We start from the raw sequence: 19,815 nt of genomic DNA on the forward strand, positions 1-19,815 counted from the left end.
TAAATCTCCCATTTCCTTCGAAAATGATAGGCAAAATTACCCTACTATTCATATATACGGATTTTGCAAAATTTGAATGTGAGCAAAATCACATAATACATAGAAAATTCCACTTTTATTATTTCGACCATCGTAGTAAAATGGGGTAATATATATATAAATCAACTTCACCGCTTTAAAGTGCCGGGGGACTGACCCCCAGTGCTTTAAAGCGGTAGAGTGTTATTGATTGTAGAAAGAGGATGACTTTTGTGGAGCATGATTTAGATCGGGTAAAGCAGAATGAGAGGTTAAGTATTTTAAATGGGGTTGCTTCGACGATTGTGGCTAATATTAGTAATAATTATTTTACTTTATTCGCCATTAGTGTTTTAGGGGCAACGAATTATCAAGTAGGATTGATTGCGTCGCTTCCACAATTTATTGGGATGTTCGCCATGGTCATTGGTTCATTTTTTCTTGGTAGATTAGAAGAAAAGAAAAGATTTACAGGTCTTTCCATTCTGTTTACAAGATTGTTCGTTTTCTCGATGGTTTTTGTTATGTATGTTCCTGTTGAGTATCGAAGTTGGGTCTTTGTCTTTTTAATCGGATTTATGAATTTCCCGGGGTCATTTGCACTATTAAGCTGGCAAGCTTTTATCGGTGATCTTATTCCAGACAGCCGTAGAAATCGTTTTTTCAGTGAGCGAAATCGCATATTAACTATTGTTGGAATGATTTCAACTTTTTTAATAGGAGTTTTATTACAACAATTCGATAAAGCAAATCCTGTACCGTATCAGTTTTTATTCTTTTTTGCTTTTGTTTTCGGTGTCATCGAAGTATTTTATCTTTTTAAACATGTTGAAAAGAAAAAAGAACATAAAAACAAAGTTAAAGAAAAAAAGGTAAGAAAAAAGATAAATATATTTAAAGATAAACGTTACATTACATTTCTATTATGCAGTCTCTATTTTAATTTTGGTTGGCAAATGGCATGGTCGCTTTTTAATATTTATCAAATTAAATACGCGCATGCGACTGGATTATGGATTAGTCTATTTACGGTAGCTAACCAAATTGCACAAATTGCTAGCTACAAATGGTGGGGGAGAATGGCAGATAAACATGGTAATGCAAAAATGCTTATCGTAGTAGCATTAGGGATGTCAACCGCCCCAGTATTAACCATCCTATCACCTAATCTATATTACTTAATTGCAGTAAACGCTACGTCGGGTTTATTTGTATCAGGTACTGTTCTTCTCTTGTTCAATCAGCTTCTCGAAGTGACAAAAGAAGAAAACCGAAGCAGCTATATTGCCAATTACAATATTTTACTTGCCATTGTTGGTTTCGTCGCACCACAAATCGGAATTTTTCTTTTAGAGTACTCTAGCATTAATATCGCGATGACAACATCGACAATCATGAGAGCGTCTAGCGCGTTTGTATTTTTATGGTTGTTTATGGCATTGAAAAATAAGAGACAACCCAAAGTAACGTCTTCCACTTCTATCTAGTTTGCCTTTAAAATATTGACTATAATAGAAAGACAAACGATTTGATGGGGGAGTTATCATGAGTAAATGTAATTTAGACCATTCTTTAGAAGATGTAATGAAAAAATATGATTCTCAAATCGAGTTTCTACCCAATGAAATTCACGACCTATTTAAACTTTTTATTACGAAAAATCATTCACAAGAAACACTTAATGAAGTTTTCCATTTATTAAAAAAATATGATTTGGCTGATGAAGAGGAAAAGGGCGCACGAAATAAGAAGTTTTTTCAAATTCTAAAATAAAGATAAAAAGGTTTAGACATTCACTTCTAAACCTTTTTTAGTAAATAGAAGAGGGATATTGTGAGTAATCAAATTAAAATCGCAATAAGAGCTCTAGTTGAATATGTTTATCGAAGTGGGAGTATCGATCAAAGATTCCGAACCTCTCATTCCATGATAGAGGGTACGAAAGTCCATCAGAAAATTCAACATACATATCAAGAAAAGGATTTAAAGGAAGTCCATTTACAAACAGTTTTAGAATCGAATGGGTATCAGTACGAAATTGAAGGGCGATGTGATGGGATCTTATTTTATGAAGAAAAAGTTATGATTGATGAAATAAAATCAACTTCGTTGAATATAGCATCCATCACAGAGTCCAGTTATCCAGTTCATTGGGCACAGGCGAAATTTTATGCTTATATTTTTTCCCAAAAAGAAAGCCTAAACGAAATTGATGTGCAAATTACTTATGTTCAATTGGAAAGTGAAGAGAAAAAGCAGTTTGTTCAAACTTTTTCTTTTGATGAACTAGAAACGTTTGCTTTCAATGTTATCGCACAGTTTGCACCATATGCAGAACTCAAAAAAAACCATCAAATAACACGAAATGAAAGTATCGAAAATCTTTCATTTCCATTCGAGACATTCCGACCTGGCCAACGTAAATTAGCAGCGGCAGTTTATAAGACAATCATGGATAAAAAAAATTTATTTGCTTTAGCACCAACTGGAATTGGAAAAACGATTTCAACCACATTCCCAGCGATCAAAGCATTTCCAAACGAGAATCTCGAAAAAATATTCTATTTAACCGCAAAAACCATCACTAGGCAAGCAGCTGAAGAGGCTTTCCAACGGTTGAAGCACAATGGACTTTGCGTCCATTCGGTCACAATTACTGCTAAGGATAAAGCTTGTTTTAAAGAAAAAACATTATGTCAAAAAGACTATTGTGAGTTTGCAAATGGTTATTATGATCGTTTAAATGAAGCTATTTTGGATATTTTTAAGAATGAAAACTCGATAGATCGGGTAACGATTGAAAAATATGCAAGAAAACATACCCTTTGTCCATTTGAGCTTTCGCTTGATCTTTCATATGATGCTGATGTTGTCATTTGTGATTATAATTATATTTTTGATCCAAAAGTATCGCTCAAAAGGTTATTTGAGGATCAAAAGAAAGAAGCGATTCTTTTAATAGATGAGGCTCATAATCTTGTTGACCGTGCTAGAGAAATGTACTCGGCAGATTTACAAAAGTCCAGTTTCTTAACGGTTAAAAGGGAATATTCGGGTAAGAATATGGCGTTATCTCATGCGGCTAAAGAAGTAAATTCAATTTTCTTGAAGCTAAAAAAAGAAGAAAAGTCACTGTATGAGAACATACCTGAGGAGCTATTGGTGGCTATTGAAAATTTCAGAATGGTCGCTGAACAAGAACTACTCTTACAATCAGGTAAAGTAACTGATGAAATTTTACTAGAGACCTATTTTTTAGTCCGAGACTTCTTAAGAATCTCTAAGTTTTACGATGAACGTTTTGTTACTTACTTTGAGTTGAAAAAAAGTGAAGTGAGAATAAAGATTTTTTGTTTGGATCCTTCCTCTCAAATAACACAAATGAGTAAAGGATATCGATCCAAGATCTATTTTTCGGCTACTTTAAATCCGATCGATTATTATCAAAACCTACTGGGGGCTGGGGATGAAGACTATTTTCTTTCCATTCCATCCCCATTTAGCAGTGAACAAACAGATTTTCATATTAAGGCACTTTCGACTAGATTCAAAGACCGTGACCGAACGAAAACGAAAATAGTAGAAACTTTAGTTTCTCTATTAACAAATAGGAAAGGCAATTTTTTAATCTTTTTTCCTTCCTATCAATATATGATGACTGTTTACGAGGTATTTCTGAAAGAAAATTTGCAGGTTGAGATTTTATTACAAGATAAAGGGATGTCAGAGAAGGAGAGGGAAGGTTTTTTAGATGCCTTTCAACCTAGGAGTTCAGGGACTATGATTGGATTTGCTGTCTTAGGTGGAATATTCTCTGAAGGAGTTGACTTGAAGGGGGACCGTTTAAATGGGGTAGTCGTCGTCGGTGTTGGATTACCTCAAATAGGATTGGAGAGGGACCTCATTAAAGATTATTTTCAAAAGACAGGAAAGAACGGCTACGATTACGCATATGTCTATCCTGGAATCAACAAAGTCCTCCAAGCTGGCGGAAGACTAATACGCTCAGAGAAAGATACAGGAACCATCATCCTCATCGATGACCGTTTCCTCCAGCCCAAATACCAAAATCTCCTACCAAACGAATGGAAACAAAGTAGAAGCCACACACTTTAACGCTGCAAAGCATCGGGGGACTGACCCCCGCCCCTTTACAGCGTTAAAGCGGTGGGGGTCAGTCCCCCGGTGCGTTAATGTGGTGAAGTAAGGAGGATAAGATGAAGGATTTTCATTGTTGTGCGAGTTGTGAGCATTTTAGGGTGGATAAGGGGCAATCAGGGGTTCGCTATCATTGTAGCAGACTAGGATATGAGACGAATCCAAAGTATCGATTTCATTGTTGGAGCCCGAAAGAAAATGTAAAGAAACTAATGGATAAAGATAAAGGGGTGCTTGAAAATGACAATTAAAGTTGGAATTATCGGCTTAGGAGCTATTGGAGAACGGGTATTAAATAAATTTTTAAATCATCCAATGACAGAAGTGGTGGCTGCTTGTGACACTAGTATCGATCGATTACATAATATTAACAAGAAATATAATCTTCAAACCTACCAAGACTATAAGGAAATGCTAAATAACGACTCTATTAATTTAGTGTATTTAGCCGTGCCGCCGAAGTACCACCACCGTATTGCACTAGATGTAATCGAAGCAAAAAAACATTTATTTTGTGAAAAGCCGTTGGCTAATTCAATTATTGAGGCAGAGGAAATGACCACTGCTGCCGAAAATGCTCATATTGTGAATGCATTAAATTTTCCGATGCCTTATTCCAATGTTTTTCAAAAGTTTAAGGAAAAAATAACAAACGGAGAGATTGATGAGGTTATCCGTGTCGATGTCCAAATGCAGTTCACGACATGGCCGCGTTCATGGCAGCAAAACGATTGGATCGCTAGTCGTGAACAAGGTGGGTTCATTCGCGAAGTAGGACCACATTATATTCAAATGATTCAAGAAGTGTTTGGAGACTTAAAAAACATTCAATCATTCGTTGACTTTCCCGAAGATCCCTCACTTTGCGAACAAGGCTTTATCGCACGAATGGAGCTCGCAAACGGAACGCCTGTACTATTTAATGGACTAAGTAATTTAGGGCAAAAGGAACATATTTCGTTTAAGGTATACGGTAAAAAAGGGACAGTGGATTTAATCAATTGGAGTGAACTTTTCGTGTCTACGGGCGATTTTGCACCTGCTATTTATCCGTTACAACGTGAGGAAGAAATTGATTTAATAGGAGAATTAATTAAAGCTATCAATGGGGAGAATGCAAAGCTTGTTTCCTTCCGTGAAGGTTATAATGTGCAAAGGGTTTTAGAAAGTCTATTAGGAAACGCATAATAAAAAGCTGACACGAAATTGAACTTACTCAATAAAGTTAGCAAATAGTTTAGGCTGCTTTCAAGACCTGAGTCCGGTATTCGACTGGACTTAGGTCTTTTAATTTTGCCTTCATTCGTTTGTGATTGTAATAATAAATATATTCTTCTAATTCTCGTTCGAAATGTTCCATACTCTCAAATTCTTGCAAATAGAGTAGTTCAGACTTTAATAAGCCAAAGAAATTTTCTATGACTGCGTTGTCTAAACAATTACCCTTACGGGACATACTCTGTCGCATACCATATTCTTTTAATTTATTCTGATATTTACTCATCTGATAATGCCAGCCTTGATCTGAATGGAGGATAACTTCATCACCAGGTTTTATTCTTTTTATTGCTTCTTCAAGCATATCTCCAACAAGAGAATAAACAGGACGGTTCATAACTTTGTACGCAATTATTTCTCCATTGCATAAATCTAAAACAAGCGATAAATATCGTTCTTCCCCAAATAAATGAAATTCGGTAACATCAGTTACCCATTTTTCATTCATGTTACCTGCGTTAAAATCGCGATTCAGTATATTTGGTGCTACTTTTCCAACTGTTCCACGGTATGAACGGTACTTTTTCGTACGTACCTCACATTTTAATCCTATTTCAATCATTAATCGATTAATGGTCTTAGGATCATGGTAAATATTCTTTTTCTCTAATTCTTTAGTGATACGACGGTAACCATAACGTCCTTTATGCTCATGATAAATAACCACAATCGCTTCTTTTACCTTTAAATATTTATCTTCAGTATTTAATCGTTTTTCCCAGTAATAGTACGTGCTACGTGGAATGCCTGCGACTTTAACGAGTTCCACTACATCAAATTCATCCTTTAATTCAAAAATTACTTGCGCTTTGATTTTGTTTGTAATTTTTCCTGTTCTCGTACTAAAGCGTTCAACTTTTTTAAATAGGCATTCTCCATACGTAAGCGATCATTTTCAGCTCGAAGAGCAACGATTGAACCTTCAATTGGAAGTTGTAGTTCTTTGTTTGGCTTTGATACTTTTTTCATGGATGGACGCCCCTTTTTCTTTGATTGTAGGGCATCAATTCCTCCAGTTTCAAAAGCCTTTCTCCAATTTCGGACCATACCAGGTGAAGAAATATTGAAAATGGCAGCTGTGTCATAAGAAGATGTACCCGTTTCGTTCATATAATTGAGTACATTTAGTTTAAACTCCCCAGAATAATTTGTATAGGACTTTATAAATGCTTCTATACCGTGTTGTTCATAGAGCCTAACCCATCCTTTTATAATAGATTTACTAACTCTTACTACTTCCGCAATTTTTCCTAAACTATCATTTCCCTCTAAATACCTTATTACAATTCTTATCTTATCTTCCGAATTAAATTTGGACATAAAAACACCCCGTAAATGTTAGTTTAGTGTCTAACATTTACGGGGCAGTTCAAATAAAATTCGAGTCAGCTTTTTGTACTATAAAGATTCTTCTAGCTCATACCAATAATGACAAAGGGTCTCCATTCCTTTATCAAAATTCTCTAAATTAAAATGCTCATTCGGAGCGTGGAAGTTTTCATCTGGAAGACCAAAGCCCATTAAAACAATCGGCTTTCTTAAACTTTGATCAAATGTTGCGACAATCGGAAGTGAACCGCCACCACGAGTATAAGAAGTTGGAACATTGTACACCTTTTCATATGCTCGACCAGCAGCTTGAATAGCAGGGTGGTCAAATGGTGTAACAAACGGTGCTCCTTTATCAAATAAGGATACATTTACTGTCACTCCAGGTGGTGTATGCGCTTTAATATGTTGTTGTAATAGTGCAGCAATTTCATCAGGATCCTGATTTGGTACTAAGCGACAAGTAATTTTCGCATGTGCTTCTGAAGGTAAAACCGTTTTAATTCCTTCGCCCTGAAAACCTCCATAAATCCCGTTTACCTCGAGAGTTGGTCGGACCCATGTTCTTTCTAATGTTGTGAAACCTTTCTCACCGAACATTTCATTTACACCAAGTTGTTTTATAAATGTTTCATCTTTCATTCCAAGAGATTCATACGCTGCTTTTTCAGCAGCAGTAAGCTCCTGAACTTGATCGTAAAAGCCATCAACTGTGATCTGACCGTGTTCATTGTGGAACGAATTTACAATTTCAACTAATGCATGGATTGGATTTTGGACAGCTCCACCATATAGTCCTGAATGAAGATCGCTTGACGGTCCTTTCACATCGATTTGAACTCCACAAAGACCTCGTAATCCGTAACAAATAGTTGGTTTTCCTCTCTCCATCATCGTCGTGTCTGAGATGACGATTACATCTGATGATAATAAATCCTTATTTTCCTCAACAAATGCAGGGAGATTCGGACTACCAATTTCCTCTTCACCTTCAATTAAAAATTTCACATTAATAGGCAGGGTACCTGTAGATTCAAGAATTGCTTGAAGAACTTTGAAATGCATAAAGGTTTGTCCTTTGTCATCACTAGAACCTCGAGCATAAAGCTTATTATCGCGAATATCCGCTTCAAATGGAGGGCTATCCCATAATTCAAGAGGATCAACTGGTTGTACATCATAATGACCATAAATAAGTACTGTTGGTTTCCCTTCAGCCTTCAACCATTCACCATAAATGACAGGGTGACCTTTTGTTTGATGTACTTCCACATTTTCTATGCCAATATTTTTTAAAGCATCTGCTACCCAATTGGCTGCTTTTTGAACGTCCTCTTTATGATCAGGTAAGGCACTAATACTTGGAATCGCTAAAAATTCTTTTAACTCACTAAGGTGTCTCTCCCTGTTTTCAGCTAAATATGTAAGTATCGTGTTCTCCATAGTAAATCCTCCTTATAAAAAATCACACCTTATACTACTTCTTCATTCACAATAAATATTCCTGCTTTTACGCATTAAAGTGCTGGGGGACTGACCCCCAGCACTTTAACGCGTTAAGCCGTTTTTGTGTGGTTTCGGTGTTCTTCTTTACCTGCGCTTTTTATTCCGATGAAGAAGCGGATGGTGATGATTAGGCTGGCGATGACGATTAAGATTCCACAAACGGCACCTACTTGGTCTGATGCAACCCATTCAGGTAAGTGCTCGGCCCAGCGACGTGGTGTGCTGATTTTTCCTGCATATAAAAACGATCCAGTAAGCCCAAGGAAGAAAATAAAGTAGAGAACAATGCTAAATAGATCCCAGCCATTTTCTTTCACCTTTCCTTCTTGTTGGTTAAAGTAGGACATAAAGCCGAAAATCATGGTTATAACACCCATCCCCATATACATATGGAAATGACCAGGAACCCATTTTGTATTATGCATAATATGATTGATGACAATTGTCGCATCGATTATTGCAGGAATCGCTCCTGCTAACCAACCAAACATAGATAAAAAGAATAGTAAAGAAGGGAAATTCCACTTTATACCTGAGCGATAGACAATCATTAAAGCACCATAGGCGGTTACTACCATAACAGGTAATCCATTAGCATAGGAAAAAACTTGACCAATAATCAGCATCCATTTAGGAACAGCAAAGTCCATAAGTAGATGATGAGTATAAATCATTAATGTAAAAAGGGTAGAGCAATTCCAAGCAATTAAAAACACTTTATTTGACTTCCAAGGTCGATTCGTTGCCGCAGCTAATCCTTCATAAACAGCTATGACTGCCATATAAATCGTACAGTTCGCAAAGATATGGCCAAAAGCATAAGTTAAATGTTTTGCCAATAACGGATTAATTTCAATGGATGGATTTAAAATATTTAGAATCGAAAAAACAATGACAGTCGCACCCGTTAAAATAGCAGTGGAGTTACAAATCACGACCATTGTACTCGCTACAGCCGCAGGCGGCGGACCATAACCTGTTTTTTTACCTAAAATATAATCCCAGCCTAAAGATTTATGAAGACCTCCATATTTCAGTGTTAAATGATAGGCAACATAGCCATAAATCATTAAAAATCCAACACCAAGAAGTAAAAGTCCAAATAAGAAAAATAATGCACCTGCTGACCCATTAAACTCGGCAGATTGAGATGGTAGGGGATAGAGAAAAGTCCAACCATCTGAAAAATTAAAACCAAAAATTCCTAATAAAATGAAAGAAACAGCAATTAAAAACAGTATAAAGTTGGTAATTAACATTTTTGGGTTTAACGGCAAATACTTTGATAGGAAATACCACATGATGGCAAGTCCACCTAATGAAGCAATACCAATCATTCCCGTACCATGAGCAGTCATAATTTTATAAAACCATTGCGGAGAAATCAAAATGAGATTTCCTTGATTTAGAAGCATGACCACACCTAAAACCATCATTAGTAAAATGACTATGGCACTGGTTATAAGCAACCACATGACACCTTTTTTAGTTAAGGGTTTAATAGCATATTCCATTATTCATTTCCCCCTTTTGCATTTTTAACGATGATTTCTTTTACCATGATGTGGTGGCCGACACTGCAATATTCCATACATAGAATTTTGTATTTTCCTGGCTTTTCAAATGTGTGGTAAACAGAATTTGTATATTCCGGCATAGCTTGGGTTTGAGCAATAAGCTGCATGTTTTCATCGTATAATCCAAACCCATGCGTCACGTCTTTACTTGTAACGCGGAATTCTATTGGTTCCCCAACGATAAATTCTTCATCGCTTAGTTCCCAAGCAAATTGAATTCCTTTAACATCGACGGTCTTAAAATTTTCAGCAGCCGTGCCGTGATGGTCATAAGGTAATCTAGTTAATGTGACACCAGACATGATGGCCATTATAGCTAGTAATCCTAGAAAATAGTATTTTCGGATTTTGTAGCCTTTTTTCTGAATCTGAACATAATCTTTGAGTCGTCTTGATTCACCATATACAAAAGCAAATGCTAATGCGATAAGGAAAACCAAAAACAATGTAACAGACCATGCAATTTGTTGATACATTTTATCCCCTCCATTTTCCCATTTAAAAATCTCCCAAAGGTCCCCCAACCTTTTTTGAAAATTTCGATTCCCATTTTACTTCTAATTTAAAACAATTACCGTGATTTGAATCATATTTAATGTTTCAACTGTAGAAATTGAAAAAATCGCACCCAAAGGGTGAGAATTATTCTTAAGGTTTTACAATTTTCTGAAAAGTCTATTGACTTTTTACTATTTACAAGTTACATTTGTTCTAATATATATAACGCTTATTTAGTATTACGATAATTTAACGTCATATAAATTGAGCGCCGAGCATACTAATTAAGATCGTTATCTGGAGGTGGGAGAGAGTGAGTGAAAAAGTTTCTTCAGGGCAAGTAACGGAGGATGAAAATTACCTAAAATTTATGGAGCGGATTCAAGCGGGTGAGAAGATTGAAGCAGATGATTGGATGCCTGAGGATTATCGCAAAACGTTAATTAAATTAATTTCCATGCATGGAATCAGTGAAATTATGGGGGCACTTCCGGAAAAGGAATGGGTCCCAAAAGCACCATCCTTAAGAAGGAAATTGGGCATCATGGCCAAGGTTCAAGATGAGATGGGTCATGGACAGCTGTTATTAAGGGTTGCTGAAGATTTGATGAAACCTTACGGGAAAAATCGAGAAAATATAATGGAAGACTTATTTTCCGGAGACTTGAAGTTTCATAATGTGTTCCATATGGAAGCCCCTACTTGGGGAGATGCTGGACTAATTGGATGGTTAGTAGATGGAGCGGCGATTATATCGCAAACGAATATGCTTGATGCTTCATACGGTCCATATGCTAGAGCATTAAAAAGAATTTGTGCAGAAGAAGTTTTTCATGCTCAGCATGGGGAATCGATTATCATTGCTTTAGCAGAAGGAACGCCTGAACAAAGAGCGATGATTCAAGATTCTATCAATCGTTGGTGGGATGCATTATTAATGTTCTTTGGTCCAAGTGATGCTTCGACAACAGGAACATCTAAACAGGATATCACGATCAAATACGGCATTCGCACGAAAACAAATGAGGAACTGCGTCAAGACTTCTTTACTAAATACATTCCGAGAATGCTTTCTCTCGGACTAAAACTACCAGACGATTCCATGCATTTCGACGAATCAGCACAAATATGGGTATACAAACAACCGGACTGGAGTCAATTTAAAGAAATTATTAAAAATAATGGTCCTAAATCAAAGGATCGATTACGACTGCGAAAAATTTCTTATGAAACTAATGAATGGGTTCGAAAAGCACTTGGAAAACAAAGCTCTTAAAAGGGAGGGATGCCAGATGGGAAGTGAAGGCTTCTATCTAGAATTTGAAGTATTTAGTAAAAGAACAGATACCTCCCCGATGCAATATCAATTTTCATTATTAGCCCCTAACGAAGAGATGGCGTTAGTCATGGCTCAGGAAAATTTCATGAGACGCGAGCCTGTTTCCGACATTTGGGTGGTGAATCGATCTCATGTCCGAAAAATGACAAGAGATGAAAAGGAATCATTGCATCGTTTAGACAACAAGGATTACCGCAACACGAAAGGATATGGGTATCTAAAAAAGAAGTGGCGCTACTATGAACAAGAAATGTTAGATGAAAAAGAAATTTTGTCGTGGGGAGGAAAACGGAATCATGTCGAACAATCAAATGATTAATAATAGTTCCGAAGCCCTTCGAGAATTGCTTTTTCAATTGGCAGATGATGATTTTATCCTTTCATACCGCGGTTCTGAATGGTTAGGATTAGCACCTCATATTGAAGAGGATGTCGCCTTTTCGTCTATTAGCCAAGATACAATGGGGCATGCGGCCATCTTTTATCAACTCCTCGAAAATCTCGGTGTCGGAGACGCAAATGATCTCGCTCATCATCGACCTGCTACAGAAAGACGAAATGCTATTTTACTAGAAAAAGTTAATGGGCCTGGCCATTACTTAGTGGAACCGCGCTATGATTGGGCATTTGCAGTCGTAAGAAACTACTTTTATGTGATGGTAAAGAAGGTGAAAATGGACTCATTGAAAAATAGTAGCCATCAACCTTTGAGCCATGCTGCACTTAGAGTGAATCTAGAACTCTATTATCATATTCTCCACTGGAAAACATGGTTTACCCAATTGTTAAAAGCAGGTGGGGAGGCGCGGACGAGAATGGAGGCAGCCATTGGAATCGTCACTGAAGATATGGAAGGATTATTCCATTTAGGAGCTAAGGAAAACGAAATGGTTGAAACAGGGTTAATTAACAGTTCAAAAGACTTAAATGATCAGTGGTTTCGATTAATGACACCGATTCTTGAAGAAGTTCAAATAACGCTACCACCATTTTCTATGAAAAATGGCAATGGACGAATTGGTGAGCATACAAAGGATTTAGATGAAGCATTAGCAACATTGAAAGAAGTGTACCAGCTTGACCCGACTGCAACCTGGTAAAGGAAGTTGGTGAAATAATGGCGAAGAAGCCAATCCAAGAAACGGAAATTTTAAAGGTACTTCAAACGGTAAAGGATCCTGAAATTACATCGGTTTCCATTATCGATCTTGGCATGATTGAAAAAGTAGAAATCAATCAACCGCAGCTACGTATTTATTTATTACCTACTTTTCTTGGGTGTCCCGCACTTGAAATTATAAAGGGAAATGTAATAAATGCATTAGCTTGCTTCAATGAATTTACTGAAATTCAGGTGGAGTTTCTTCTTCATCCACCGTGGACTTCTGATCGAATATCTGAAGATGGCAGACGTCAATTACTTGAATTCGGCATTGCACCTCCTCCAACTTTCATCACAGAAACTGGAGAATGGACGGTCAATTGCCCTTATTGTAGCTCACCGTATACGACACTTGAAAACCTCTTCGGTCCAACGGCTTGCCGTAGTATTTTGTACTGCAAGAGTTGTAAAAACCCTTTTGAAGCAATGAAGCCGATGGCGAATATGTAAGAAAAGTAGAACATACACTTGTAACCTATAAAATATCAATCTAGGAGATGGAAAAAATGATAAAAATGATCGCATTATACAAACATCCTGAAAACAAGGAAGCATTCGACAAATATTACAACGAGGTACATGCACCACTAACAGCCAAAATCCCTGGTTTACGCAAAATGGAAGTTACGAAAGTAATCGGTAGTCCAATGGGCGGAGAAGGCAAGTACTACTTAATGTGTGAAATGTATTATGACGATATGGCTGCCTTCAAAGCAGCGATGAAAACGGACGAAGCAAAAGCTTCTGGGAAGGATGCCATGTCTTTTGCTGGTGATATCATCACACTTATGATTGGTGAGGAAGTGAATGAGTAGTTCATTTCAATATATTTTAACCAAATCAGATGGGCCAATCGGACATATTCAACTCAATCGCCCAGAAGTCTTAAATGCCTTAAATCGAAAAATGGTTTCAGAAATACTATCTGCCATGGAGGAGTATGATCGCAACGAAAATATCCGCGTCATCCTCTTAAGTGGTGCAGGTCGTGCATTTGCAGCTGGTGCTGATATTGATGAAATGGCTACCGTTAATTCCACTGATTTAGAATTGTTAAATCAATTTACTGACTGGGATCGAATCGCATGGATAAAAAAACCAATCGTTGGCGTCGTACACGGTTTCGCACTTGGAGGCGCATTTGAATTGGCACTTTGCTGTGATTTACTATGGGCCGCCGATGATGCAGAGTTTGGTTTCCCAGAAGTCAATCTTGGGATCATGCCAGGTGCAGGCGGGACGCAACGATTAACCAAACTAGTTGGGAAAACTAAAGCGATGGAATGGCTTTTTACCGGTACCAGAATATCAGCGAAAGAAGCGGCACAATTCGGAGTCGTGAATAAACTTATTTCCAAAGAAGTGTTAATGGAAGAGGCTATGAAATTTGCCCGAAACTTAGCGAATCAACCACCGATTTCGATTCGTTATATAAAGGAAGCGGTGTTAAAAGCGGTCGACCATTCCTTATACGAAGGAATGCAATTTGAGCGGAAAAATTTCTCCCTTTTATTTTCAACAGAGGATCAAAAGGAAGGGATGAAAGCTTTTATTGAAAAAAGAAAGCCAAATTTTACAGGGAAATAAGGGGTGCCGCATATGTTTGAAACCGTTCAATACGAAAAACACAACGGAGTCGCTTGGCTGACGTTAAACCGCCCTGATAAACTAAATGCTTTTACGAAACAGTTAAATAAAGAAATGGAAAAAGCCGTAAAAGATGCTACAAAGGACAAGGAAATCCGCTCCATTGTGATAACTGGTTCTGGCAGAGCCTTTTGTTCTGGTCAGGATTTAGGTGATGTGGACGAGACGATGGATCACGGTGATGTCCTTCGAAATCACTACAACCCAATGATGAAAGCAATCGCAGCATGCGAAAAACCTGTAATAGCCGCTGTAAACGGAGTAGCTGCAGGTGCTGGATTTAGCTTAGCTCTAGCCTGTGACTTCCGAATCGCAAGTGAAAAAGCGAGCTTTATTCAAGCCTTTATTCATGTCGGATTAGTTCCGGACTCTGGTAATCTCTATTTTCTTCCACGATTAATTGGTCATGCAAAAGCACTTGAATTAGCCATTTTAGGAGAAAAAGTGTCAGCGGAAGAGGCCTATCAACTTGGACTTGTTACAAAGGTTGTTCCGATGGAAACGTTTGACAACGAAGTAAGTCAATTTGCGGAACGACTTGCTGCTATGCCAACAAAAGCAATAGGACTTATTAAAAAGAACTTACAGTCAAGCTGGAATGTTCAATATGATCAATTTTTAGAGTTGGATGCTCAAGCACAGCGAATCGCTGGATTAACAAGCGATCATACAGAAGGTGTGAGAAGCTTTATTGAAAAAAGAAAGCCTCAGTTTAAAGGGGTTTAATGAGAAGGAGTGAAGCGTGTGTCTTCAGTTAAAGAACAAAAATTCGAGCAGTTAGAAACAAAGCGCGACCATTATTGGATGATCATTAATGGGGAGCGTGTCGAAAGTAGTACCGGTGAAACGTATATTACATATGCACCAGCAACAGGTGAACCGATCGCTAAAGTAGCAAAAGCATCAAAAGAAGATGCGGAAAAAGCGGTACAAGCGGCGAGAAATGCGTTTGACCATGGAAAATGGCGCCATTTTCCCGTCAACAAAAGATCGAGAACACTGAATAAAATCGCTTCAATCATGCGAGCGCGTTTTAATGAATTAGTAGAATTAGAGATTTTGGATACAGGTAAATCCCTAGGTGCTGCACAAGGTCAGGTTATGCAAGCAATTGAAGATTTTGAGTTTTATGCTGGAGCGATTGTCAGTCACCGCGGAGCCAATAATGCAATGCCAGGAGCTTTTCAAAATATTACCGAAAAAGAACCAGTAGGTGTTTGCGCACAAATCATCCCCTGGAATTATCCAATGATGATGGCGGCTTGGAAAATCGCCCCTGCAATTGCTGTAGGTTGTTCGATTGTTGTCAAGCCAGCCACACTAACTCCACTAACTGCCATCGTACTTGGTGAAATTTGTATCGAAGCAGGGGTTCCTGCAGGGGTTGTCAATATCGTCCCAGGAGCAGGATCAGAAATCGGCAACTATTTAGTAGAGCATCCTCAAGTGGACAAAGTTGCATTTACTGGATCCACACCTATTGGAAAAAATATTATGGCTAAAGCGTCTGAAACTTTAAAACGTGTAACGCTTGAATTAGGTGGTAAATCTCCTAATATCGTTTTCTCTGATGCGGATATTGATGCTGCTGTAGATGGCTCATTATTTGGAATTTTCTATAATACAGGTCAATCATGTGAAGCACGTTCGCGTCTATATGTACAAGAAGATATTTATGATGAATTCATGGAGAAATTTGTCGAAAAAACAAAAAAACTTCAGCTTGGTGACCCAAGCGCTAAAGAAACCCATGTAGGTGCCATCATTAGCCGAGAGCAACTAGAGGTTATTGACGGTTACGTTCAATCAGCGATTTCAGAAGGTGCTACGATTGTTACCGGTGGTAAAGAGGCAAAAGTAGAAGGGTTTGAAAACGGCTTCTGGTATGAACCGACAATTATTTCTAATGTTCATGACGACATGAAAGTTGTGAAAGAGGAAATTTTTGGTCCTGTTGTTGTCGTTTTACCATTCAAGGATGAAAAAGAAGTAATTGGACGTGCAAATAATAGCGAATACGGACTAGGTTCTGCTATTTGGACGAAGGACTATGCCCGTGCGACTCGAGTTTCTAAACAAATTCAAGCAGGAATTGTGATGGTCAATTGTCCGTTCTCGGCATTCCCTGGAACTCCATTTGGTGGCTATAAGCAATCTGGTTTCGGCCGAGAGCTTTGCATCGAGACACTTGATTTATATTGTGAAACGAAAAGCGTCATTTCCTATTTTGGAAGCCGTCCTTTAAATCCATTTGGTTTATAAATTTACCTGAGAGCACTCGTTTCTAAAGAGTGCTTCTCTTCTTTTGGGAGGTATGTCTATGCAAAACATCGTAGTCATTGGTTCAGGAGTCATGGGGCGTGGAATTGCCTATGTGAGCGCATTAGGTGGATTTAAGACGACTTTAGTTGATATCAATGAAAATCAATTGAAAAGTGCAGAAAAAGAAATCGAACTTATTTTTGAAAAAGGAATTCAACGAGAAAAGCTTACCCAGCATGCAGCGGATGAAGCGCGAGCTATACTTACCTATTCAAACCACTTAATTTCTGCAGTGAAGGAAGCTGACCTAGTCATTGAAGCAGTTCCAGAAGTAGCAGAAATAAAAAAATCGATTTTCGAAGTCATTGATCAACATGCAACAGCTGATTGTATCTTTGCATCGAATACCTCAACGATGAGTCCAACCGAAATTGGCTCCTATACTAAACGACCAGATAAAGTAATGGCGATGCACTTCTTTAATCCAGTGCAAAAAATGCGTCTAGTTGAAATGGTTCGTGGTCTTGAGACAAGTGATGAAACAGTTGAAAAAATAAAGCAAGTAGCCATTAGTATGGGTAAAGAAACGGTCACCATTAAAGAATTTCCAGGCTTTGTAACAAGTCGAATGAGTGCATTAGTGGGAAATGAGGCTTTCTACATGCTGCAAGAAGGGGTAGGAACTCCTGAAGAAATAGACAAGGCGATTAAATTAGGGCTCAATTATCCGATGGGACCGTTCGAGCTCGGAGATTTAGTTGGGTTAGATACGAGATTGAACAATTTGAAGTATTTACATGAGAAATTAGGTGAAAAGTATCGTCCTGCGCCACTACTGGAGCAATATGTAAAAGCAGGTCGCCTTGGTAGAAAAACAGGTCGAGGAGTATATGATTATCGCAAATCCGAATAGAAAGAAGGGGTACATATGAAAGAAGTTGTCATCATTGATGCCGTTCGGACCCCGTTCGGACGATACAAAGGTGCATTGAAAAATATTCGTCCAGATGACTTGGGAGCCAATGTAATTAAAGCGCTAATCAAACGAAATCCTGCTCTCATTCCTGCTGAAATAGAAGAAGTTGTTTTCGGTAATGCCAATCAAGCAGGAGAAGACAATCGGAATGTAGCTCGGATGTCTGCACTTTTATCTGGACTCCCGATTGAAGTGGCGGCTACAACAATGAATCGACTTTGTGGATCTGGATTAGATGCAGTAAACTATGCGGCGAGAGCCATTATGGCAGGTGAAGGAGATATTTTCATCGCAGGTGGAACAGAAAGCATGACACGTGCACCATTTGTCATGGCAAAGCCAAACGATGATTTCCCTCGCGGAAATATGGAAATGTTCGATACAACCATTGGTTGGCGATTTACTAATCCATCACTAAAAGGAATGTATGGTACAGATAGTATGCCAGAGACAGCAGATAATGTCGCACGAAAATATGACATTTCCCGTCATGAACAAGATGTATTTGCCTATGAAAGTCAGCAAAAAGCCGCAAAAGCCATAGAAAGTGGAATTTTTCAAAATGAAATCATTCCGGTGGAATACCGCGACAGAAAGGGTAACTTATTCACTATTAATGAAGATGAACATCCACGTCCAGACACCACAATGGAAAAGCTTGAGAAATTGTCACCTCTATTTCCAAATGGAACAGTAACCGCTGGAAATGCTTCTGGTGTCAATGATGGTGCCGCGGCATTACTATTAATGAGTGCCGAAAAGGCAAAACAATTAAATTTGAAACCATTAGCAAAATATATTATTTCTGCTGTTGCTGGAGTCGAGCCCTCTTGTATGGGATTAGGTCCGATCGCTTCTACACGTAAAGCTTTGAAAAGAGCTAATCTATCCATCGATGATCTCGACCTCATTGAATTAAACGAAGCGTTTGCCTCTCAATCTCTCGCCTGTATTCAAGAATTAGGGTTAGATAAGACAAAGGTAAATGTAAATGGCGGAGCAATCGCATACGGTCATCCATTAGGGGCAAGTGGGGCAAGAATATTAACGACTCTCATTTATGAGATGCATAGGCGAGAAGCAAGATATGGACTTGCTACGATGTGTGTTGGTGTCGGCCAAGGAATCTCCACCATTGTAGAAAAGGGAGGTTTCTAAATGAATAATATCCTTTTTGAAGTGAAAGACCAGAAGGCCTATGTAACGATCAATCGTCCTGAAGTCTTAAACTGCTTTAATTATGAAACTCTCTGCGAACTGGGGGAAGTCGTCGATCGTATTGATAAAGATCCTCTAATTCGTGTTGTTATTTTTACTGGAGCTGGCGAAAAAGCCTTTAGTGCTGGAGCGGATCTAAAGGAACGACTAAGCCTTTCAGAATCAGATGTAAGACGAAATGTGAAGAAAATTCGCGATGTTTTTCAAGCTGTTGCGGATCTCCCACAGCCAACAATTGCTGCCATTAACGGTTTTGCCTTTGGAGGTGGATTCGAACTCTTGCTAGCCTGCGATTTTCGAATCTCCGTTGAGCAAGCCCAGATGGGATTAACAGAAGTCAGCTGGGGAATCATCCCCGGTGCGGGAGGAACCCAGCGTTTAACCCGACTAATTGGAGAAATGAAGGCGAAGGAGCTTATATTGACAGCTAAGAAAATATCTACGTATGAGGCTTACCATTGCGGCATATTAATGAAGGTTGTATCTAGAAATAGCTTACAATCTTCTTGTGAAAAATTGGCTAGTGAAATCATTCAAAATGCTCCAATTGCTGTAAAGCAAGCGAAATATGCGATCAACCAAGGAGCAAATGTTGATATCTCCGCTGGCCTAGACATTGAAGCTCAAGCGTATGAAATGACTATACCAACAAGAGATCGATTGGAAGCACTTACTGCCTTTAATGAAAAAAGAAAACCCGTATTCACAGGAAAATAGACATAGAAATTGTCTAGCTTCAGCGCCCAGCAACTAGTGTACTGTCCCTCTCCTCCTTACGATAAGTCAACATCGAATCGCTTACGCTCTTCGTGTTTCCTTTATCTCATACGGAGCGCACCAGTCCATA

19 protein-coding genes and 1 pseudogene are annotated in these 19,815 nt (G+C 38.3%); 16 read left to right on the forward strand and 4 right to left on the reverse strand.

The features are described 5' to 3' along the window. The first annotated feature begins 242 nt into the window (after positions 1-242). From ACFSO7_RS08115 to ACFSO7_RS08135, 5 genes are all read left to right on the forward strand, one after another. Positions 243-1,505, forward strand: a complete 1,263-nt coding sequence (locus tag ACFSO7_RS08115) for an MFS transporter (RefSeq protein ID WP_377876805.1) — start codon at positions 243-245, stop codon at positions 1,503-1,505. Between the two features lie 58 nt (positions 1,506-1,563). Beyond that, positions 1,564-1,791, forward strand: a complete 228-nt coding sequence (locus ACFSO7_RS08120; protein ID WP_377876806.1) for a hypothetical protein — start codon at positions 1,564-1,566, stop codon at positions 1,789-1,791. A 60-nt stretch (positions 1,792-1,851) separates the two neighbouring features. Further along, positions 1,852-4,134 carry a helicase C-terminal domain-containing protein gene (locus tag ACFSO7_RS08125; RefSeq protein WP_377876807.1) on the forward strand — a complete coding sequence of 761 codons (2,283 nt, stop codon included), beginning with the start codon at positions 1,852-1,854 and terminating at the stop codon, positions 4,132-4,134. A gap of 101 nt (positions 4,135-4,235) precedes the next feature. Continuing rightward, a complete protein-coding gene (locus tag ACFSO7_RS08130; protein WP_377876808.1) occupies positions 4,236-4,427 on the forward strand; it encodes a hypothetical protein in 192 nt (63 codons plus the stop codon). Next, positions 4,417-5,364, forward strand: a complete 948-nt coding sequence (locus tag ACFSO7_RS08135; RefSeq protein ID WP_377876809.1) for a Gfo/Idh/MocA family protein — start codon at positions 4,417-4,419, stop codon at positions 5,362-5,364. Before ACFSO7_RS08130 ends, ACFSO7_RS08135 begins: the two co-directional genes overlap by 11 nt. Before the next feature lie 49 nt (positions 5,365-5,413). Here the strand turns inward: ACFSO7_RS08135 and ACFSO7_RS08140 are convergent. The 4 genes from ACFSO7_RS08140 to ACFSO7_RS08155 all read right to left on the reverse strand — a co-directional run bounded on the left by ACFSO7_RS08140 (position 5,414) and on the right by ACFSO7_RS08155 (position 10,342). Further along, a protein-coding gene (locus tag ACFSO7_RS08140) for an IS3 family transposase (RefSeq protein WP_377876810.1) occupies positions 5,414-6,774 on the reverse strand; the annotation gives its coding sequence in 2 pieces (ribosomal slippage) (positions 5,414-6,282 and positions 6,282-6,774; 1,362 coding nt in all). A 78-nt stretch (positions 6,775-6,852) separates the two neighbouring features. Beyond that, positions 6,853-8,226 carry a dipeptidase gene (locus tag ACFSO7_RS08145; protein ID WP_377876811.1) on the reverse strand — a complete coding sequence of 458 codons (1,374 nt, stop codon included), beginning with the start codon at positions 8,224-8,226 and terminating at the stop codon, positions 6,853-6,855. 113 nt (positions 8,227-8,339) lie between these two features. Further along, positions 8,340-9,803, reverse strand: coding sequence for a cbb3-type cytochrome c oxidase subunit I (locus tag ACFSO7_RS08150; protein ID WP_377876812.1), 1,464 nt, complete (start codon positions 9,801-9,803; stop codon positions 8,340-8,342). After that, complete coding sequence (locus tag ACFSO7_RS08155; protein ID WP_377876813.1) at positions 9,803-10,342, reverse strand: cupredoxin domain-containing protein; 540 nt, start codon at positions 10,340-10,342, stop codon at positions 9,803-9,805. The genes ACFSO7_RS08150 and ACFSO7_RS08155 overlap by 1 nt, the downstream gene beginning before the upstream one ends. Positions 10,343-10,734: 392 nt before the next feature. Here ACFSO7_RS08155 and paaA point away from each other — a divergent pair, with 392 nt between their 5' ends. From paaA to ACFSO7_RS08210, 11 genes and pseudogenes are all read left to right on the forward strand, one after another. Next, complete coding sequence (gene paaA, locus ACFSO7_RS08160) at positions 10,735-11,640, forward strand: 1,2-phenylacetyl-CoA epoxidase subunit PaaA (RefSeq protein WP_377876968.1); 906 nt, start codon at positions 10,735-10,737, stop codon at positions 11,638-11,640. Positions 11,641-11,656: 16 nt separating this feature from the next. After that, positions 11,657-12,022 (forward strand): 1,2-phenylacetyl-CoA epoxidase subunit PaaB, encoded by a 366-nt coding sequence (paaB, locus tag ACFSO7_RS08165; protein WP_377876814.1) that lies wholly within the window; start codon positions 11,657-11,659, stop codon positions 12,020-12,022. After that, a complete protein-coding gene (paaC, locus tag ACFSO7_RS08170) occupies positions 12,000-12,803 on the forward strand; it encodes a 1,2-phenylacetyl-CoA epoxidase subunit PaaC (protein WP_377876815.1) in 804 nt (267 codons plus the stop codon). Before paaB ends, paaC begins: the two co-directional genes overlap by 23 nt. Before the next feature lie 17 nt (positions 12,804-12,820). Further along, positions 12,821-13,315 carry a 1,2-phenylacetyl-CoA epoxidase subunit PaaD gene (gene paaD, locus ACFSO7_RS08175; protein WP_377876816.1) on the forward strand — a complete coding sequence of 165 codons (495 nt, stop codon included), beginning with the start codon at positions 12,821-12,823 and terminating at the stop codon, positions 13,313-13,315. Between the two features lie 56 nt (positions 13,316-13,371). Beyond that, positions 13,372-13,680, forward strand: coding sequence for an EthD family reductase (locus tag ACFSO7_RS08180; RefSeq protein ID WP_377876817.1), 309 nt, complete (start codon positions 13,372-13,374; stop codon positions 13,678-13,680). Continuing rightward, complete coding sequence (locus ACFSO7_RS08185) at positions 13,673-14,452, forward strand: enoyl-CoA hydratase-related protein (protein WP_377876818.1); 780 nt, start codon at positions 13,673-13,675, stop codon at positions 14,450-14,452. The genes ACFSO7_RS08180 and ACFSO7_RS08185 overlap by 8 nt, the downstream gene beginning before the upstream one ends. A gap of 12 nt (positions 14,453-14,464) precedes the next feature. After that, positions 14,465-15,238: an enoyl-CoA hydratase-related protein gene (locus ACFSO7_RS08190; RefSeq protein ID WP_377876819.1), complete on the forward strand. Its 774-nt coding sequence runs from the start codon at positions 14,465-14,467 to the stop codon at positions 15,236-15,238. A gap of 18 nt (positions 15,239-15,256) precedes the next feature. Next, a complete protein-coding gene (locus tag ACFSO7_RS08195; RefSeq protein WP_377876820.1) occupies positions 15,257-16,774 on the forward strand; it encodes an aldehyde dehydrogenase family protein in 1,518 nt (505 codons plus the stop codon). Positions 16,775-16,811: 37 nt separating this feature from the next. Then, positions 16,812-17,687: pseudogene (locus tag ACFSO7_RS08200) on the forward strand (3-hydroxyacyl-CoA dehydrogenase); the annotation flags it as partial. Positions 17,688-17,702: 15 nt separating this feature from the next. Beyond that, positions 17,703-18,908, forward strand: a complete 1,206-nt coding sequence (locus ACFSO7_RS08205; RefSeq protein ID WP_377876821.1) for a thiolase family protein — start codon at positions 17,703-17,705, stop codon at positions 18,906-18,908. Further along, the gene (locus tag ACFSO7_RS08210; protein WP_377876822.1) at positions 18,909-19,685 is read left to right on the forward strand and encodes an enoyl-CoA hydratase-related protein; all 777 of its coding nucleotides are present in this window, start codon (positions 18,909-18,911) and stop codon (positions 19,683-19,685) included. The last annotated feature ends 130 nt before the right edge of the window (positions 19,686-19,815 follow it).

This window comes from Bacillus sp. CGMCC 1.16607, from assembly GCF_042683745.1.
GTDB lineage: Bacteria > Bacillota > Bacilli > Bacillales > Cytobacillaceae > Pseudoneobacillus.

Excerpts from the sequence above, each read along its gene's own strand:
- ACFSO7_RS08210 (WP_377876822.1), top strand. The coding sequence starts at position 18,909 with ATGAATAATATCCTTTTTGAAGTGAAAGACCAGAAGGCCTATGTAACG.
- ACFSO7_RS08205 (WP_377876821.1), top strand. The coding sequence starts at position 17,703 with ATGAAAGAAGTTGTCATCATTGATGCCGTTCGGACCCCGTTCGGACGA.
- ACFSO7_RS08115 (WP_377876805.1), top strand. The coding sequence starts at position 243 with ATGACTTTTGTGGAGCATGATTTAGATCGGGTAAAGCAGAATGAGAGG.
- ACFSO7_RS08120 (WP_377876806.1), top strand. The coding sequence starts at position 1,564 with ATGAGTAAATGTAATTTAGACCATTCTTTAGAAGATGTAATGAAAAAA.
- ACFSO7_RS08180 (WP_377876817.1), top strand. The coding sequence starts at position 13,372 with ATGATAAAAATGATCGCATTATACAAACATCCTGAAAACAAGGAAGCA.
- paaC (WP_377876815.1), top strand. The coding sequence starts at position 12,000 with ATGTCGAACAATCAAATGATTAATAATAGTTCCGAAGCCCTTCGAGAA.
- ACFSO7_RS08130 (WP_377876808.1), top strand. The coding sequence starts at position 4,236 with ATGAAGGATTTTCATTGTTGTGCGAGTTGTGAGCATTTTAGGGTGGAT.
- paaB (WP_377876814.1), top strand. The coding sequence starts at position 11,657 with ATGGGAAGTGAAGGCTTCTATCTAGAATTTGAAGTATTTAGTAAAAGA.
- ACFSO7_RS08145 (WP_377876811.1), bottom strand. The coding sequence starts at position 8,226 with ATGGAGAACACGATACTTACATATTTAGCTGAAAACAGGGAGAGACAC.
- paaA (WP_377876968.1), top strand. The coding sequence starts at position 10,735 with ATGGAGCGGATTCAAGCGGGTGAGAAGATTGAAGCAGATGATTGGATG.
- ACFSO7_RS08190 (WP_377876819.1), top strand. The coding sequence starts at position 14,465 with ATGTTTGAAACCGTTCAATACGAAAAACACAACGGAGTCGCTTGGCTG.
- ACFSO7_RS08150 (WP_377876812.1), bottom strand. The coding sequence starts at position 9,803 with ATGGAATATGCTATTAAACCCTTAACTAAAAAAGGTGTCATGTGGTTG.
- ACFSO7_RS08135 (WP_377876809.1), top strand. The coding sequence starts at position 4,417 with ATGACAATTAAAGTTGGAATTATCGGCTTAGGAGCTATTGGAGAACGG.
- ACFSO7_RS08185 (WP_377876818.1), top strand. The coding sequence starts at position 13,673 with ATGAGTAGTTCATTTCAATATATTTTAACCAAATCAGATGGGCCAATC.
- ACFSO7_RS08155 (WP_377876813.1), bottom strand. The coding sequence starts at position 10,342 with ATGTATCAACAAATTGCATGGTCTGTTACATTGTTTTTGGTTTTCCTT.
- paaD (WP_377876816.1), top strand. The coding sequence starts at position 12,821 with ATGGCGAAGAAGCCAATCCAAGAAACGGAAATTTTAAAGGTACTTCAA.